Source organism: Comamonas sp. A23 (genome assembly GCF_004522605.1).
GTDB lineage: Bacteria > Pseudomonadota > Gammaproteobacteria > Burkholderiales > Burkholderiaceae_C > Comamonas > Comamonas thiooxydans.
Window position 1 is genome coordinate 32810 of the sequence record NZ_RSDT01000011.1, and the last position, 16267, is coordinate 49076.

A 16267-nucleotide genomic window follows, 5' to 3' on the forward strand; every position below is an offset into this window, starting at 1 on the left:
ATTGTATAAATCGATGTGCAGCAAGCGTTAGTCTTGATCAGCTTGGGGTAGGCGTTGTTGTGGACCTTCCAGTGCCTCAGGAAGGTTTGGCAAACGCGCTTGTGGACTGTGTGGATCGGGATCCATCGGTCATCACGCGATTGTCTCAGAGGAGGGTGCAGCTCCGGTGCGTATGACTGGGAACGGCCAAGAACTGCCATCCAATGCCTGGCCGCGAAAGACAAGTACAGACCGGTTACAGTCATTCACCACCGAAACATCAATGCTTAAGGTCTCCCAAAGCAGTCATTGATTTGACTGCAGCCACCTCAACAATGGCTGGTCATGGCAGCGTAGTTCTATTTCTAGAGAACTCGATTCTTGTGAGATTACCAAGTAGCCTCACCCCTTCCGATAAAAAGGGGAAATCCATTTTTCTACATCCGTTTGGTCTAAGGTAATGCCTTCACATCTACGTAAAGACTTCTAAGGTGGGCAGAACCCATATCAAGTATAGGTTCATACATAAAAGAGTTTAGATGGATATTCTCTGGCGTGATGAGGTTCACTTGCTCTAATTTTTCAATCTCTTCTGCGCTGCCCAGGGCTGCGCGCTTGTACTCCTTAAGAAGCTCAACCGTCTGATTCGTGGTTATTGCATCCACAAATACCTGGTTATTGATTCGCTTGATCATATGACGCTCTGCTAGCAAGCGAATCGCAATGGAAATGACGATCTTTTTTTCCAACTCTATGTGATCATCGGTTCCCGCGGCAATAGTCTCTGCTTCCTGAGTAAGTACATCTATCACTGTGCGATGGGTAGGTGTAAGTGCTAGTGCCGCCTTATCAACCAAGATGCGCTTATATATCCCACACAGATCATCTAGCGTAATGGTGTCCGTGTTCGCTTTAACATGAAGCAGCGCAGTTAGTGTCGAGTAGTCAGCTTGATGACCGCAGTACTCAGCAAGGTTTCTGACAAAAGGAATTGCTGAAATACAATAAGCGGGCCCTGTAAGATTGTTTTTCCAAAACAAAAATGGATTATTCTGATAAAGCTCTTTACTGAGAGTAAGCTTGCGCCCACTCTTTGACGCCATTAATTTGAAATCGCGTTTCAAATTAAGTCTTCCGCTTATGCTTCGATAAAAATCAAAGTTATGAGAAAGGAAGATGCAATAGAATTTTCCAGAGTGAATTATGTCTTTAAGATACTCAATGATGGCATACTTATTTTTGTAGTCAAAAGAGTCTGCTATGTCGTCCACAATAAGTATTGTTACACCACCTTGCTTTTGTCTGGATTGAATTTCAAAAAGAATATTCAGTATATAGAGCGCCCTTTTCTCTCCTTGACTGAGCACCTTGAGCAACGAGTCACGCGGCACTTCGCCCTCTCGCTCGCCGTCTGAGAATTTGAAGGTAATGGAGGGTTTCACTCCTTTCAAAATAACATCGTCTTGGTTGGAAACAGACATATTGAAGGGAACAAAGAATCGCTTGTTAAATGTCTCAACGACTTTCTCCCAATCTGTTTGCTCTTCTTTGGCCTGCTTTACTGCATCTTCAATCGTCACCTTTCCTTCCTTGAATTCAGCTAGGAAATCGTCATAAAGAGTCTTTTGACTAACCAGATATGCGATCCAGACATCCTTCTGAAGCTGTTTGTAATTCTTTAGCTCTGGCAGTATGTCTTGATTTTCAAATAAATAATCCCTGAACTTCCTAAGCTCAATGTTCTGAATTTTCTTGTCAATCGCATCGAACTTTGCTGTGAGCTCTTTGTCTGCAAAAATTCTTTGACGCTCATCTTCAATCGTCTGTGTCAGATCCGCAGCAGAAGTGATCTCTTTCTTTCCGTCTTTTGTTTGAAGATTAATGCTATGTTTTGCGGCAAAAAATCCGTTGATGGAAAGTTCTTTATTGACAGCGCCTGCACTGTAGTGATTGAACTGCTTGCTCAACACATCCGACTTGGATACCAAGTCGTTATATCGCTTAATGTATTCCTCAATTTGATCTTTGATCGTCCCAGACTCAAGCAGGGCAAGGGCTTTATCATTAAAAATTTCACCATAGACAAGATCCGCAAGTTTGCTAGGTTGGGTCTGTCCAACCGCTTGCTCCAATGACTCAAGGAGGTCGGCTACACCTTTAGATCCAAATACCTTTAAAATCTCAGTCTCTGGCGTGATCGTTCGACCTGTGAGTCCAGAGAGTTGCTTTAACTTACCAAGCAATGTTCCGAGTTTCTCCGAAATCTTTTTTAGAGCATCGTCATACTGTTTTTTGATAGCCGCGTTCACCAACAGGAGTGAAGTACGCTCTGAAGAAAATTCTTGGTTGTATGGCTCTATGACGAAGATCGAATCTGCCGAGATCGCAGTTCCAGCGCCATCAGTGAGTGTTCTTGTCGTCACACGATCTGGGAAAATCAGATCTCCAGAATCTTGACCTTTTGCATAGTCATCAAAGGTTTTTGACATTGAGGTTTTCATGAAGCCGTTGGGTGCATAGATTGCGTACCCGCTGCTACTCGTAAAGTCAAAACAGTGATTCAACTCACTTATGCCATAGCAGTTCTTCAAATCTACGTTCAGCTTCATTTCCCCTCCTAGGAATTTTCTAATGTATATGTTGTCAACTTTTTTCAGCTAGTTGGCGCACCTAGATGTACAGCCGCCTCACATACTCTCACTATCATCATAGATTCCATCTGCTATGTCTATATTTGGGTGACATCAGCCCCACTCTGATTAGATTTCTGTGCTTTCGTATCTGTATCGTTCTGATTCTCTATAGCCTTTCTGGTTCTACTGCAAGAGTTTGGATTTGGGGCGGCGTTAGCCCACCGCAGATAACTACCAATTCCATGCAACTGTGAACTGCACAACTGCTGCTTGGCATCAAGCCGTCATCGCACGGCCAATGACGAGCGACTGTAATCCGCTGCGTAGCAGGCGTTGGCCATCGAGGCTCGAACGGCAGCAGCGGTTCGGTCGGCGACAGTCACAGATCGGCCAGAAGCAGTCATTCCATCATTGGTCTTTGGACTCCTTGCAACAATCTGGAAATTTTTAGGTTTGCCTAAAAAGTTTGCTTGCGATTGCTCACTCTCAAAATTGCAGATAGATTCATTTTTATTAGAACGACGCTCCTACTTTGCTGGCGTCTAAATCTAGTTGAGTTTCAGAAACACAGACCCTGCTACTAGCCATGTCAAAGAACAACCTGGTTGTCATCAACCCAAATAGCGAACTTGTTGAGGCTGCAGGCGTGTCTACGTGGATGCAGCGCATCCGCCCGCATTGGAAGGGAAAGCAACTTGTTCACCGCGTTGAAAGGCTGCTCGCTACCGATCCGAGCAGTGCGTGTCAGCGGATCTTCAATGCGAGCATTCACGATCTTCGAGAAAAGGTCATAGTTGCTGGGGTTGACTTAGCGTCCGAGGCTGCAAAGCAGCACAAGCTACCGCCCATAACGAAGGCAGAAGACGTTGAGGATTACTCTGTACTTCGGCTTATCGATCTCACGTACCGCATGGGCATCCTTTCCAGACCGGAGTACAAAAGGCTGCTTCGGGCGTACGACATCCGAAAAGATCTGGAGCACGAAGACGACGAATACGAGGCTGGAATAGAGGACTGTGTTTACATCTTCGCCACATGCATCGATGTGGTTCTCTCAAAAGACCCGCTCCATCTAATCAAGCTCACAGATGTCAAACAGATCATCGAGCAGCCGTCTCCTGCTGCGCTGAACGAGAGCCTTACCGAAGAATACAAACATGCACCACAGCCGCGGCAGCACGAAATATTCAAGTTTCTTATCAGTACTGCTCTAAACAAAGCGCAACCCGACATCGTTCAGCAAAACTCGTTCAATGCGTTGTTCACCCTGCGGCCACATACCCACACGCAGGTGCTACTCGATGCATCGAAAGAACTGGTTGATCAAATTGGTAAGAAAGCACCAGAACTACGAGTGGCGCGTGTTGCGCTTGCGGCGGGGCTTTTCCCCTACCTTCGCAAAGCGCAAGTGAAAGAGCTCTTCGCCGCGTATCTTGAACGAATGAAGCAGGTCGGATACCAATGGCGCAAGAATGCGGAACACGGAGAGTTGCTCCGCAATCTTCAAGAGTTGGGCGGCCTGGAGCACGTGCCTGACGAACTGCTCCCCGAATATTTGGAGTGGCTGCTGCTCTGCTACATCGGTGAGGCAGGTGGCTACGGCGCAGGCTACAACCGTAAAGTCTTTTACAGCAACGTAGGTGCTCCGCTTGTGCGTGACATCATCAAGGAGTCCAAACGGCCTATCGCGAAACAGATGGAGTCGCTGCGAAAGTCTGCGCGAATGAAACTGGCTCTCGCAGACGAGCACGTTGCGCGAAGATTTGAGGCTATGGTCGATGAAGCTCAGTAGCCAGAAACCTAACATTTCAATCAAGCGGACTTTCCTGCGGCAAGCCGCTTATCTCAGGTGTTAGTGGATGTCTGCTTTGGGTCTACAGGGACTTTCCGGCAAGTCAACCGTTGACCTTGCATATCTCTGCCTCCGTCGTTGTGTAACCAGCGATTGGTGGGCGCGAACCTTGAAGCATTCACCAGGTAAGGACAGACTGCACATCTACAGGCGGGCTTGTTTCGGTGGTGTTCACCGAGGCCCCAGATACGAACCGCTCAGCAGGACTCCATTCAAGAGAAGTGGTCGGGTGACTCCCGCCACGGACCCAAAGCCGAGTTCGTTAGCGGACCAGTGCTCGGAAGTCAAAAGGGTGCTGGGGAGCGCACAACGGTAGACGTTGTTGTGGGCCTTCCAGTGCCTCAGGAAGGTTTGACAAACGCGCTTGTGGACTGTGTGGATCGGTGATTCATCGGTCATCGCGCGATTGACTCAGAGGAGGGTGCTGCTTCGGTGCGTATGACTGGGGACGGCCAAAAGCGGTCTTGGTATTGATGAGAAAATCATGGCTCATCCTGAGAAGCTTCCATGAATATCAGTGAACACCTAAAGGTTTGGGCAAGGCGGATCAAGCGCGATGGAGTGACACTCTGGTTTGCAGGGAAACACCCTGGTACGCCTTGGTATGCGAAGGCTCTGGGGTTGTTTGTAGTGGCTTATGCGCTCAGTCCGATCGATTTGATTCCTGATTTCATCCCGGTTCTTGGATATGTGGACGATATCCTCTTGCTTCCAGCGCTGATTTGGCTGACGGTCAAGATGCTACCCGAATCAGTTCTGGCTGAATGCCGCGTTCAAGCCGATGCATGGATGACTGAAAATGGGTCGAAGCCGAGTAGTCGCGCAGGGGCGGTCATGATCATCGTGTTGTGGATCGCCCTAGGGATCGCGGCATGGATTTGGTTGAATCCTCAAATGCGGCCATGACTGGCAGCTAGGCGTCGTGACCAGCCCTCGGTGGCTGGCTGCTACCGGCTATTGGCGTACGGTCGTATGCAACGAGAGCGTGTTGCGCTTGCGCGGTATCGAGTGATCAATACAAAAAAAGCGCACCTCCCAATCAATCGCTGACAGGTAAGGTGCGCTCCTAGTCTTACCGTCAAACCGCTTTCCAAAAAATATAGTCGGCCTGATATTCCACGATCTGCTTGCTGCCCAGATTCGCAGCTCCGCAGGCCATGCTCGGCGCGACGCCCCCCTTGGTTGCAACACGCTGGATATAGGTCACCCCCTGCATGGCTCCCATGCCGGTGGCAGGATTTGCCTTGACCAGCTGCAGCGGGATATTGCCCGCTCCGGCAGGAGCCACGGCAAGCTGCGTGGCAGTGACCTTGGAGCCGTCGTTGTTCTCCCAAGTCGCTGGCGGACCCCAGTATTTGCCGATGACCGTACCGCTTCGCGTTTGCAGCTTGGCATCAGGGCCTACAAACACCCATTCGTGCTCGGCTGCCATGTCCTTCTTGGCCCGACACTCATAGGTGATCTGGCCAACACCCACGGTCTCCATGGCCACTTTGTGCCCTGCGGGCACTTGCACGGTAGCCGGAAGTTCGGCTTGTGAATACATGGAGTGAGAGCCCATGGATGAGCAAGCGCTCAGGCCAAGCGCGGATAGGCACAGAGCGGTCAGCGAAAGTGTGTGTCGATGCATCATGAGTATTCCCTCAAACAAGATGAAAAAATGCACCGGGCGAGACTGCCCGGTACTCGGGGCTTCGCCAAGTCAGCTGCCAAATGACAAGGCATTGCTTGGCAAGGGGCGGCCGAGAGCCGAGATCAGGGCCGTGTAGTGCATGGTTTCATCGGCGGCCAGGCGTCCTGCGACCTTGGCCAGGTCACGGTTTTCGAAAGCTGGAATGACGCCCAGGTAGGCATTGGTCGCGCCAAGCTCCAGTCTTGCGGCCAGATTGAGCACATCGGCCTGACTCTTGAGGGTTGCGGCCTTGAGAGAGTCGGCATAGGTCTGCATCGAGGCCTCGGCCACCGGCTTTCCGCCCATCTTCTGGATGGTGGCAATCAGAGCGTCACGGTGGGCCTTGTGATGGCTTTGGAACAGCAGGGCCACATCCAGCACGGGCTTTTGCAGCAGGCCGCTACCAGCACCCAACTGGTAGGCGTTGATGGCCTCATGCTCCAGCCCCAGGGCCACATTGAGGATGGATACATCCTTGGCTGGATCATTGCCCATGCCTTGGGCCAGAGCCTCGTTGCCTGCCAACATGGCGACCGCCACGGCCGACAAAGTGCCGGTGGCGCCAAGAAATCCGCGACGCGAGGCCCTGGGCGAGGCATGGCCTTCAAACAGATGGATGCTCATGATGACTCCTAATTGGATGTGGGGATCTGTCGGCCTTTGCGATGTCCGACACTTGGAATACGCATCCTTTGGCGCGGTGGATTCAAGTTTCTGAAAATTTTTTTCAGCCATTTCGCGCGTTCTCCAAATCCAGTGGCTGGGTTGCTGCGTATAGGTGATTACCAGAAACTGCAACATGCCTTGGCAGTTATCCAACAGCACAACATGAAGCAGGTCCTACTGATCAAAATGGCTGCATGAGCGCCCAAACACCGGACAACCAACTGATGGACTTGATCGACCGCGTAGCAGCCCGGGATGAGGTTGCTCTCAAGCTGCTGTACGACCAGACCGCCTCGCGTCTGTATGGCCTAGCTTTGCGCATACTCGGAAACAAGGAGTGGGCCGAGGATGTGCTGCAAGAGAGCTTTCTGGGAATCTGGCGCAGTGCGGGGGCCTACCGGGACTCACTCAGCCCACCCCTGGCCTGGATGGGCATGCTGGTGCGCAGCCGGGCCCTGGACTTTTTGCGCCGGCGCAGAGCCGAGCGCCTGCATCTCAATTTACCGATTGAGGACTTTGAGGAGTTGCCCCAGGACAAGGACGCGCAAGGACCAATGCAATTGGTGGAGGCCAGTGAACAAGCCGTGGTCTTGCATCAGTGTCTAGAAAAGCTGGAGCAGCCACAGCGCCAGGTGGTGAGCCTGGCCTATCTGAATGATTTAAGTCATAGCGAACTGGCCAGCAGTCTGAAGCTGCCGCTGGGCACCGTCAAGACTTGGATGCGCCGAAGCTTGGAACAGTTGCGCAAATGCATGGCGCGCCACGTCTGAGTGCCAGGAGTCGACATCATGAATCTGACCCAAAACCCTGAATTACTTGACCGCCTGGCTGCCTCCTATTCACTGGGAACTTTGCACGGAGGGGCACGCCGTCGGTTTGAGCAACTGGCACGCGAATATCCTCAGGTGCGTGCGGCAGCCTTGCTGTGGCAAGGCCGCTGGTCGGCCTTCTCCGAAGTCCAGACTCCGGTGCAGCCCGACGCGGTGGTCTGGACACGCATTGCCAACCTGCTGCAGGCCGAAACAGCTAAAGCCAAGTTGGCCCGACAGCGTGAAGCCGCATCGAAGTCGGCATGGCTGACACTCGCGTGGTGGCGTGGACTGGCACTGGCAGGCGGTTTGGCCACGGTGGCGGCTATCTCGGTGGGGCTTTGGTCGCATCAAGGGCTCAGGGATACCTCGCAGCAGAAATTGTCTGCGTTACAGACTCAACTCCAGATGGCGCAGGCTGAATTGCAGGCGGCCCCCCAAATTCAATATGTGGCGGTGCTCGCCGATGGCAAGGCTGATGCGTCCATGCTGGTGACCTTCGATCCCCGGCACCAGCAACTGGTATTGCAACGCGTGAGCGGCTTCAAGGAGGCTGATAACAAGTCTCTGCAATTGTGGGCCTTGCCTCAGCAGGGCGCGCCACGCTCCCTGGGGGTCATGGGTGATGGAAAGCTTGAGCAACTCACTGCGCAAGAGACCGATGTGAAAGCAATCCCGGCCCTGGCCATCAGCCTGGAGCCCAAAGGCGGTGTACCCAGTTCAACTGGGCCGACTGGCCCGGTGCTATTCAAGGGTGCACTCATTCGCAGGGATCTTTGACTCAGGCATCTGCAAACACGAAGGCAATCTACTGAGGCAGCTCGAATCTGTTGAATCTCAATGGCTGCTCTGGGTCGCTAGCAGTCCTGTGCTCTTCGCTCAGGAAGGAGTAGGGGAGCGAACCACGCTTGTCGGGCCCGGCCCGAAGTGCACAAGCCCGACTTCAAGAGCGCCGCCATCGCCAGTAACCAGACGGCGCTGGAGCAGGTTAGCACCGCAGGGGTGCTCACCACCAGCGACCTGCGCAACAGCGCCCACCATGACGGCCAGGCCGTGGGAGTCAATGTCAGTGTGGGCAACGATGCGGGCAAGTTCGGCGTCAAGGGCGGGGCGGACAGCTCCATCCTGGTTCGCGGCTCGGAGATCACTGCTGGCCAGGACGCCACCTTGGCCGCAGAAGGCGATATCCGTCTTTGCGTCTGGTGCTTGATCAGTAGCCTTCGACCAAAGGCATTTCAGTCCCATCGACCGCAATCATCACGCCCGTGGTGTTGGGGTCGACTTCTATTGGGACGCCCCAGAGTTCATCAGGCTTACCGAAGGAGTTGACGATGTTGAACTGCCGCAGCTCTTCGGGCGGCATCTTGATCAGCTTGGGGTAGGCGTTGTTATGGGCCTTCCAGTGCCTCAGGAACGTGTGGCAAACGCGCTTGTGGACTGTGTGGATCGGTGATTCATCGGTCATCGCGCGATTGTCTCAGAGGAGGGTGCAGCTCCGGCGCGTATGACTGGGAACGGCCAGCAGCAGCCCTTGAGTGCTTTGTCTCCCGCGAACGCTAAAGGCAGGATTGAGTCGTTCGCGCTTCAGGTCTTAGGCGACCGCTCCTGCCAAGAGCAGCCGTTGAGCCCCGCTGGCCTAACCGGCAGCTAGTCGTTCCACTCCAACGTCGTGGACCGACGAGCAACAATAGTTAGGATCGACTTGCGTACATGTAGAGTCGCGCCCACTACATTCAAGGGAGGCACCAAGATGGATAACCTATTTGCCAATCGGACGGCGCACAGGGACTTCCTGATCAACGAACTTACTCGGCGAGATGTTCAGGGTTGTGACGTCTTCATTGCCGTAGCGTTCTTCACTGAAACCAATGTTGTCCAACAACTTCTAGACCACGGCTGCAAGGTTTGGCTGGTGGTAAGACTGGGCTTTCCGACCTGTCCTGCTGCTGTCGAGTGGGCGATGAGCCACCCGAATGTCCAACTTCGCGTCTATACGGCGCGTTCATTCCATCCAAAACTCTATCTTTTCGGCGATGACAAGGCCTTGGTGGGATCGGCCAACCTAACAAGAGCGGCCATCACAGCGAATCAAGAAATCGTTGTGGGACTTGACGATAGTGACGAACGTTTGCCTGAGCTCGCAGCGATATTCCAAGACTACTGGGAAAGCGCCGACGTTCCCACAGGCGAAATGTTGGCACAGTACAGGATGTTGTACCGCAAGTACGAGCAGCACAGCAACGCTGCAGAATTGCTTGCTGACGAGGTCGCAGAGTTGCTCGGCAAGACCGCACCGAACAACATCGCCCGCGGACAGCCAAAGCCCAGGTCCGATTCTCTCTTTCGTTCAAGCTTTCGAAAGTCCTACCAAGAGTGCGTGTCGGCATTCAACATTGTGCGAGATGCATACGCAGCGAGCGGCTATAGGAAGGTCAGCGAGCAGGACGTTCCACTCCGTCTCGAGGTTGACTCCTTCATGAGCTTCATTCGGCAAAAACACGCCACCGGGGAGTCTTGGCAGAAGTCCCCCTACCGAACCGTCGAGGAGCAGCGAACCATCCTGCGACCACTCATTGACGAGTGGTCATCCATACCATGGCCTTACTTCGAGAACACCATCGTCGGCGAGACCTATCCACGCCTGCAGCGCGTATTCAAGTCAAAGGAGACAATTCTCGCGGCCTCGGACGATGAACTGTTTGACGCCCTATCCACTCTGCACAGTTTCGGCGACCGCCTCCGCTTCTATCGCGGCGGGAAAGAAACTTGGAGAGATGAGTTCATCAATAGCAACGACCCCGAACGCGCTAGAGAAGCGCTTGCGCATTTGGTGTTCGGGCGTGGGGACGTAGTAGACAGGATGGCTGATGCGGTCAATGGCGACGGCAAGATTAAGGCTTTCGGTAAGGCCAACGTTCAGGAACTCATCGGCTGGTGCAACAAGGAAGAACTCCCCATCCTTAATAGCCGAACGACAAAAGTGCTGCGCTACTTGGGATCCAGAGTTCGACAGATCCACTGACCTGCCGCTGCGTAGTGGTATCAGTTGTGCGACTGCCCTGATTGATTTCTAAAAGGCAAGAAGTTCGGTTCATCTTCGCTGTGCTTGTCGATCGGACCAGGCGTTTTCAAGCTGATCATGACGGCATCTGCATTCGCGAACGATGCGATTCGGGATACGGCCCGATAGTAGGGGCAGTGTCGGCTTCTGTCGCGAAAGTGGCCGCCAAACGTATTGATTACGACCGGCAGCGACCGCTGCAAAGCCGACTTAGGTGGTCAGAAGTCGGCTTCAGGCTATTTCTCATCGTTGCCGAGGAACTGCATTTCGACCGTGCTGCCAAGCGGTTGAACATGTCACAGCCGCCGCTCACTGAACATTCCAAACACTACTGCAGTGGACGTTGGACAAGCTGCAGCGAGTACAACCAACTGGCCGAGGCCCATACATGTAGCTAGGTTATCCCTATCACCGCATCGCTGGCCCCGCGTGCCAGTACCCGGGAAAATGACTGGCACATGCCGGCGAAAGTATCCGCGCTGGCGCTTAGCGGGCTGTCGCTGCGGTAGATCAGGCAGTTGTCGAAGGTTGGCGACGACTCCTCTATGGGCAGGGCCACGACATCGTTGCCCAGCAAATTGTTGTCCATCATGACCACGGGCACCATGGCCAGCCAGTCCGTGCCTCGGAGCAGGGGCGTGAGGTGGGAGAAAGACTCGCAGGTGGCGGCCACCCGCGGCATGGGCAGGCCTTGCTCGGCATGAAAGCGCAGCACTGTGCCCCCGGGGCCGCCGGGCGGGCCCAGCAGCACCCATTCCTGGCCTTGCAAGGCTTTGAGACGGCATGCCCCGGCTAGGGGGTGACCGCGCCTGGCTATCACCACCAGGGCGCTGCGAAACAGCTTGCGCACTTCAAAGCCCGCGGCCACTCCTGCATCGGGCACGGCGGTGACCGCCAGTTGTATGCGCGACTGCTGTAACTCGGGCAGCAACTGCTCATAAAAGCCGCTGAACAAGCGCAGCTGCACTGAGGGAAAGCGTCGGTGGAACTCGGGAACCACCAGATGCAGCAAAACCGCCGTAGGCGTGGGCCCCAGGCCAATGGCCAGGCTGCCGCCCTCGGAAGTGAGGGCCTGGCGCGCATCCTCCTCGGCCTTGTAGGCCTCGCGCGTAATGAGCTTGGCGCGCGGCAGCAGCCTCTCGCCCTCGGCCGTCAGCGCAACGCCCTGCACCGAACGGCGCAGCAGTTGCACGCCCAGCGTGGCTTCCAGCGCCTTGAGGCTGGTCGTGATCCCGGCCTGTGAAATATCCAACTGGCGCGAAGCCGCCCTGAAGCCGCCGCACTCCACCACGGCCAGAAAAACTCTCAACTGTTGCAGCGTCATGGCCTTTACCGATAAGAAAACCTGATCACTATAAGCCTCTCCTGGCTTATCCGGCGCAGCGCTTGTCCCTACCATCGACTACGCAAAAACACTTTTCGCCATCTCATTTAATTCAGAAGTTTCAAAGTGAAAACACAGGTTGCAATCATTGGAGGCGGACCCGCCGGATTACTTTTATCCCATTTGCTGTACCAGGCCGGCGTGGACAGCGTGGTGCTGGAGCACCGCAGTCGCGCCCAGGTTGAGGCACGCATACGCGCAGGCGTGCTCGAACAGGGAACGGTCGATCTGCTGCGCAGTTGCGGTCTGGGCGAGCGCATGGACAAAGAAGGCCATTTGCACGACGGCATGAAAATCGCCTGGGCCGGCCAGGAGAGCTTCTTCATCGATGTGCACAAGCACCTGGGCAAGCGCTTCATGGCCTACGGCCAGACCCAGATTCAGGAGGACTTGCATGCGGCCAGCGATGCGCGCTCGGCGCGCATACTGCATGAGGCCATGAATGTAAGCTTGCACGATGTGGACGGCCAGGCGCCTTTCGTCACCTTCGAGCACAAAGGCCGCGCACAACGCTTGGACTGCGAGTTCATCGCGGGCTGTGACGGCTTTCACGGCGTCTCGCGCAAGACCATCCCCGCCGATGTGCTGCGTGAGTTCGAGAAGGTCTATCCGTTTGGCTGGCTGGGCATTCTGTCGGAGACGCCGCCGCTGGACGACATCGTCTACGCAAATCACCCGCGTGGCTTTGCGCTGGCCTCCATGCGCAACCCCATGCTGAGCCGCTATTACATACAAGTGCCCCTGGACACGCGCCTGGAAGACTGGTCGGACGAGCGCTTTTGGGAAGAACTAAAGGCCCGCTATCCCAAGGAGATGGCCGAGCGCATCGTCACCGGCCCGTCCATCGAAAAATCGATTGCCCCCTTGCGCAGCTACGTGGCTGAGCCTATGCGCCATGGCAGCCTGTTCCTGGCCGGCGATGCGGCCCACATCGTGCCGCCCACGGGCGCCAAGGGGCTGAACCTCGCCGTCTCCGATGTGTTTTACCTGTCCAGGGCCCTGGCCAGCTTCTATGCCACGGGCTCGGCCGAGCTCATAGACGGCTACAGCGACATGGCGCTGCGCCGCGTCTGGGCCTCGGTGCGCACCTCCTGGTATCTGACCAATCTGCTGCACCGCTTTCCGGACAGCTCGGCCTTCGACCAGCGCGCCCAGGAGTACGAGCTCGAATACCTGCGCGCCAACCCCTCGGCCCAGTTGGCCTTGGCCGAGCAATACGCAGGCCTGCCGTTCGAGGAAACCTCAGGCGTAGCTGCAACTAAAGCGAAAGGAGAAGGCTCATGAAGGAGCAACTTATGGAGACAAAGGCTGCCCTGGCCGACATCCCTGGCACCTATGTCTTCGACGGTGCCCAACACCGCCTGGGCCTGAGGCTCAACATGTTTTGCAAGTCCCTGGACGACAAACACAACCGTGAGCGCTTTCGCCAAGATCCCGAGCAATATCTTGCAGGCCATGCCCTGTCCGATGAACAACTGACCGCCGTGCGCTCTCGCGACTGGCTGGCCATGTTGAGCCTGGGCGGCAATATCTACTACCTATTCAAGCTGGCCATCTTCGATGGATGGAGCATGCAGCACGCGGGAGCGGCCATGTCCGGCACGGGCATGAGCGTGGAGGAATTCCGCCAGATGATGCTCGGCGGAGGCCGGCGCATAGAAGGCTGGCGCAGCCGCAAGGAGGCTTGCCATGGCTGAGATCATTGGAGGCGTGGGCACATCGCATGTGCCAGCCATTGGCGCGGCCGTCGACCATGGCAAATGCCACGAGCCCTACTGGCAGCCTGTGTTTGAGGGCATGCAGGCCGCGCGCGACTGGATAGCGAAGACCCGGCCCGATGTTTGCATCATCGTCTACAACGACCATGCATCCTGCTTCGACCTGAGGCTGACGCCGACCTTTGCGCTGGGTGTGGGCGAGAAGTTCGCCCCGCATGACGAAGGCTATGGCCCCCGGCCCGTGCCCGAGGTCCAGGGCGCTCCCGAGTTGGCCTGGCATATCGCCGAGTCCCTGATCGCCCAGAACTTCGACCTCACCCTGGTCAGCGAGATGAGCGTAGACCACGGTCTGACCGTGCCCTTGTCGATTCTCTACGACCAGCCTTCGGTCTGGCCCTGCAGGGTGATTCCGTTGTGCGTGAATGTGATACAGCACCCGCTGCCCACAGCCGCGCGCTGCCATGCGCTAGGCAAGGCCTTGCGCGCCGCTATAGAAAGCCATGCCAGCGGCCTCAAGGTCGCCGTCATCGGCACAGGCGGGCTATCGCACCAATTGCAGGGAGAGCGTGCCGGCCTGATCAACGCGGCTTATGACCAGCACTGGCTGGACCTCTTCGTACACGAGCCCGAGCGGGTTGCAGAAATCGGCGTTGCCGAGATGCTGCGCGAGACGGGCTCGGAAGGGGTGGAAGCCATCATGTGGCTGGTCATGCGCGGCTGCCTCGACGCCCGAGTCAAGACCTTGCACCGCTTCTACCACGTGCCCGTCTCCAACACCGCTTATGGACTCGTGGTGCTGGAAAACGAATGACTCCCTTGAGCTGTCTGCAGGGCTGGAGGGGGACAGTCTGCTCGATGTCCCTCAGTGGGGAGCTAGTTTTGGGCACTTGGGTACTGAGTAGGTGTTCCCCTTAACAGCGAGGGCCTGCTCACACAACTCTAAGCACCGCTGCGATCACTGAATTTCAAACAACAAGGAGACAAACCATGTTCATCCACTTCAAACTCACATGCCGCCCGATTCTCGTAGCGCTTGCTGCCATGGCCGCACTGACCTCGCCGGCCATGGCATCCAACGTCGGTGCTTGGCCGCAAAAGCCTGTACGGGTTATTGTCAACTTCCCGCCGGGAAGTTCGCCCGATGTGGTCGCTAGGGCGATTACCGTGCCCCTGGCACAGGCCCTGGGCCAGCCTTTTGTGATCGACAACCGGTCGGGCGCTGGCGGTAGCCTGGGCGCCGATGCCGCAGCCAAGTCTGCCGCCGACGGCTATACGCTGCTAGCCTCTTCGGGCAGTGCTATCTCTATAAATCCCCATGTCTATCGCAAGCTTCCTTACGACACGGAAAAGGACTTGACCCCCGTTGCCGCAGCAGCGCGCATAGAGCTGTTTTTGGTTGCACGCGCCAATGCGCCCTTCAACAGTTTCGATGAGTTGGTCACTTATGCGAGAGCCAACCCAGGCCACCTGAGCTATGGCTCGCCCGGAAACGGAACGGCTCCCCATATCGCCGGCGAAATGCTTAAGGAGCAGGCCAAGATCAACCTGCTGCATGTGCCCTACCGGGGAGCTGCCAATGTGCTGCAGGACGTGCTCGCAGGACAGGTCGACGTCTTCTTTGACCCGGGCATTGCCATTAGCCATATTCAGAGCAAGAAACTCAAGCTGATCGCCGTGGGTAGCCTCAAGCGTTCCAGCCTGTTTGCCCAAACGCCAACGCTGGATGAGCTAGGTCTCAAGGGCTTTGATGCTGGCACCAGCCATGCGTTCTACCTGCCAGCAGGAACCCCTCAGCCTATCGTCCAGCGCCTGAACCAAGAAATCAATCGCATTGTGCAAACGCCTGCGGTCACTTCTCAAATCCATGCTCTAGGGGCCGAAGTTCAGGTGCTGTCTCCAGAACGGCTGCGTACCCAAATCCGGCAGGATCACCAGCGCTTTGGCGAAGTGGTCAAGCGCCAGGGCATCCGCGCAGAATAAATGTTGGCAGGCGATCTGGCTTTAAAGGCTTTGGAAAGCTGAAAAAGCCAATAAGGCCTAGCGTTGCTCTGTATAGCAGCTTCGTGTGGGATGCGTCGGTTTTTGATGTTGCATCGCTCATGCTTGCTCAAAAAAATCAATGACTTAAATGACCACTCATAGGTATAGAGCAGTCATTCATTTAAAGAGCCCGATGGACAGCAACCGCTGCATAGCAAGCATAGAGCGGCATAGTTCAAACGACAGCAATGGGTTGTTTACGGACTTAGGTTGTGCCGAGGCACGCATAAGGCTTTGCGCCAATCCCATGGCGCGATTGGCTCGGCCTCTCGCCAAAGTCCAACTTTTCGAGCCTTGGCCTCTTGCTCTGCAAACTCGTATTGCCCGCGCTCCTGCGGCGACTGTTCGCGGGCATATGCGCGAGACCACCAGCAAACAAGCGCGTTTTTGTGCGTGGTATTTTTTAAAATCAAATACTTAGGTGATTTTGATGCCATCAACTGCAGAAGGCAG

15 protein-coding genes are annotated in these 16267 nt (G+C 55.3%); 10 read left to right on the top strand and 5 right to left on the bottom strand.

Annotation, left to right across the window (positions count from 1 at the left end; all coding sequences use genetic code 11):
• Window positions 1-431 precede the first annotated feature (431 nt).
• Window positions 432-2588: a hypothetical protein gene (locus EIC84_RS20700; RefSeq protein ID WP_003064823.1), complete on the bottom strand. Its 2157-nt coding sequence runs from the start codon at window positions 2586-2588 to the stop codon at window positions 432-434.
• A 610-nt stretch (window positions 2589-3198) separates the two neighbouring features.
• Between EIC84_RS20700 and EIC84_RS20705 the strand changes: the two genes are divergently transcribed.
• Window positions 3199-4404, top strand: a complete 1206-nt coding sequence (locus EIC84_RS20705; protein WP_003064825.1) for a hypothetical protein — start codon at window positions 3199-3201, stop codon at window positions 4402-4404.
• Between the two features lie 567 nt (window positions 4405-4971).
• Window positions 4972-5370 (top strand): YkvA family protein, encoded by a 399-nt coding sequence (locus EIC84_RS20715; RefSeq protein ID WP_003064827.1) that lies wholly within the window; start codon window positions 4972-4974, stop codon window positions 5368-5370.
• 172 nt (window positions 5371-5542) lie between these two features.
• On the opposite strand, the gene EIC84_RS20720 is transcribed toward EIC84_RS20715, so the two are convergent.
• Window positions 5543-6094, bottom strand: coding sequence for a DUF3455 domain-containing protein (locus EIC84_RS20720; RefSeq protein ID WP_050788962.1), 552 nt, complete (start codon window positions 6092-6094; stop codon window positions 5543-5545).
• Between the two features lie 72 nt (window positions 6095-6166).
• Entirely contained in the window at window positions 6167-6760 is a 594-nt protein-coding gene (locus EIC84_RS20725) for a ferritin-like domain-containing protein (protein ID WP_003064831.1), read from the bottom strand.
• A 236-nt stretch (window positions 6761-6996) separates the two neighbouring features.
• Between EIC84_RS20725 and EIC84_RS20730 the strand changes: the two genes are divergently transcribed.
• Together EIC84_RS20730 and EIC84_RS20735 are read left to right on the top strand one after the other, a co-directional pair.
• On the top strand, window positions 6997-7572 hold the full coding sequence (locus EIC84_RS20730) for an RNA polymerase sigma factor (protein WP_003064832.1): 576 nt from the start codon (window positions 6997-6999) through the stop codon (window positions 7570-7572).
• A gap of 18 nt (window positions 7573-7590) precedes the next feature.
• A complete protein-coding gene (locus EIC84_RS20735) occupies window positions 7591-8391 on the top strand; it encodes an anti-sigma factor domain-containing protein (protein ID WP_003064834.1) in 801 nt (266 codons plus the stop codon).
• Between the two features lie 430 nt (window positions 8392-8821).
• Here the strand turns inward: EIC84_RS20735 and EIC84_RS20740 are convergent, their stop codons facing one another.
• A complete protein-coding gene (locus tag EIC84_RS20740) occupies window positions 8822-9076 on the bottom strand; it encodes a hypothetical protein (RefSeq protein WP_034361966.1) in 255 nt (84 codons plus the stop codon).
• A 285-nt stretch (window positions 9077-9361) separates the two neighbouring features.
• Here EIC84_RS20740 and EIC84_RS20745 point away from each other — a divergent pair, with 285 nt between their 5' ends.
• A complete protein-coding gene (locus tag EIC84_RS20745) occupies window positions 9362-10633 on the top strand; it encodes a phospholipase D family protein (protein WP_003064840.1) in 1272 nt (423 codons plus the stop codon).
• A 197-nt stretch (window positions 10634-10830) separates the two neighbouring features.
• Complete coding sequence (locus tag EIC84_RS26620; RefSeq protein WP_337459470.1) at window positions 10831-11070, top strand: LysR family transcriptional regulator; 240 nt, start codon at window positions 10831-10833, stop codon at window positions 11068-11070.
• Here the strand turns inward: EIC84_RS26620 and EIC84_RS20755 are convergent.
• Window positions 11067-11996 carry a LysR substrate-binding domain-containing protein gene (locus EIC84_RS20755; protein ID WP_003064842.1) on the bottom strand — a complete coding sequence of 310 codons (930 nt, stop codon included), beginning with the start codon at window positions 11994-11996 and terminating at the stop codon, window positions 11067-11069. The two genes, EIC84_RS26620 and EIC84_RS20755, sit on opposite strands and share 4 nt — an antisense overlap.
• A 126-nt stretch (window positions 11997-12122) precedes the next feature.
• On the opposite strand from EIC84_RS20755, the gene pobA reads away from it, so the two are divergent.
• From pobA to EIC84_RS20775, 4 genes are all read left to right on the top strand, one after another.
• Complete coding sequence (pobA, locus tag EIC84_RS20760; RefSeq protein WP_050788957.1) at window positions 12123-13340, top strand: 4-hydroxybenzoate 3-monooxygenase; 1218 nt, start codon at window positions 12123-12125, stop codon at window positions 13338-13340.
• Window positions 13337-13753, top strand: coding sequence for a protocatechuate 4,5-dioxygenase subunit alpha (ligA, locus tag EIC84_RS20765; protein ID WP_003064848.1), 417 nt, complete (start codon window positions 13337-13339; stop codon window positions 13751-13753). Before pobA ends, ligA begins: the two co-directional genes overlap by 4 nt.
• The gene (locus tag EIC84_RS20770; RefSeq protein WP_003064850.1) at window positions 13746-14585 is read left to right on the top strand and encodes a class III extradiol dioxygenase subunit beta; all 840 of its coding nucleotides are present in this window, start codon (window positions 13746-13748) and stop codon (window positions 14583-14585) included. Before ligA ends, EIC84_RS20770 begins: the two co-directional genes overlap by 8 nt.
• A 176-nt stretch (window positions 14586-14761) precedes the next feature.
• A complete protein-coding gene (locus tag EIC84_RS20775) occupies window positions 14762-15754 on the top strand; it encodes a tripartite tricarboxylate transporter substrate binding protein (RefSeq protein WP_003064853.1) in 993 nt (330 codons plus the stop codon).
• Window positions 15755-16267 lie beyond the last annotated feature (513 nt).

Coding starts and splice junctions, on each gene's coding strand:
- EIC84_RS20725 (WP_003064831.1), bottom strand. CDS start 6,760: ATGAGCATCCATCTGTTTGAAGGCCATGCCTCGCCCAGGGCCTCGCGT.
- EIC84_RS20705 (WP_003064825.1), top strand. CDS start 3,199: ATGTCAAAGAACAACCTGGTTGTCATCAACCCAAATAGCGAACTTGTT.
- EIC84_RS20720 (WP_050788962.1), bottom strand. CDS start 6,094: ATGCATCGACACACACTTTCGCTGACCGCTCTGTGCCTATCCGCGCTT.
- EIC84_RS20730 (WP_003064832.1), top strand. CDS start 6,997: ATGAGCGCCCAAACACCGGACAACCAACTGATGGACTTGATCGACCGC.
- EIC84_RS20700 (WP_003064823.1), bottom strand. CDS start 2,588: ATGAAGCTGAACGTAGATTTGAAGAACTGCTATGGCATAAGTGAGTTG.
- EIC84_RS20755 (WP_003064842.1), bottom strand. CDS start 11,996: ATGACGCTGCAACAGTTGAGAGTTTTTCTGGCCGTGGTGGAGTGCGGC.
- ligA (WP_003064848.1), top strand. CDS start 13,337: ATGAAGGAGCAACTTATGGAGACAAAGGCTGCCCTGGCCGACATCCCT.
- EIC84_RS20740 (WP_034361966.1), bottom strand. CDS start 9,076: ATGACCGATGAATCACCGATCCACACAGTCCACAAGCGCGTTTGCCAC.
- EIC84_RS20745 (WP_003064840.1), top strand. CDS start 9,362: ATGGATAACCTATTTGCCAATCGGACGGCGCACAGGGACTTCCTGATC.
- EIC84_RS20735 (WP_003064834.1), top strand. CDS start 7,591: ATGAATCTGACCCAAAACCCTGAATTACTTGACCGCCTGGCTGCCTCC.
- EIC84_RS20715 (WP_003064827.1), top strand. CDS start 4,972: ATGAATATCAGTGAACACCTAAAGGTTTGGGCAAGGCGGATCAAGCGC.
- EIC84_RS20770 (WP_003064850.1), top strand. CDS start 13,746: ATGGCTGAGATCATTGGAGGCGTGGGCACATCGCATGTGCCAGCCATT.
- EIC84_RS20775 (WP_003064853.1), top strand. CDS start 14,762: ATGTTCATCCACTTCAAACTCACATGCCGCCCGATTCTCGTAGCGCTT.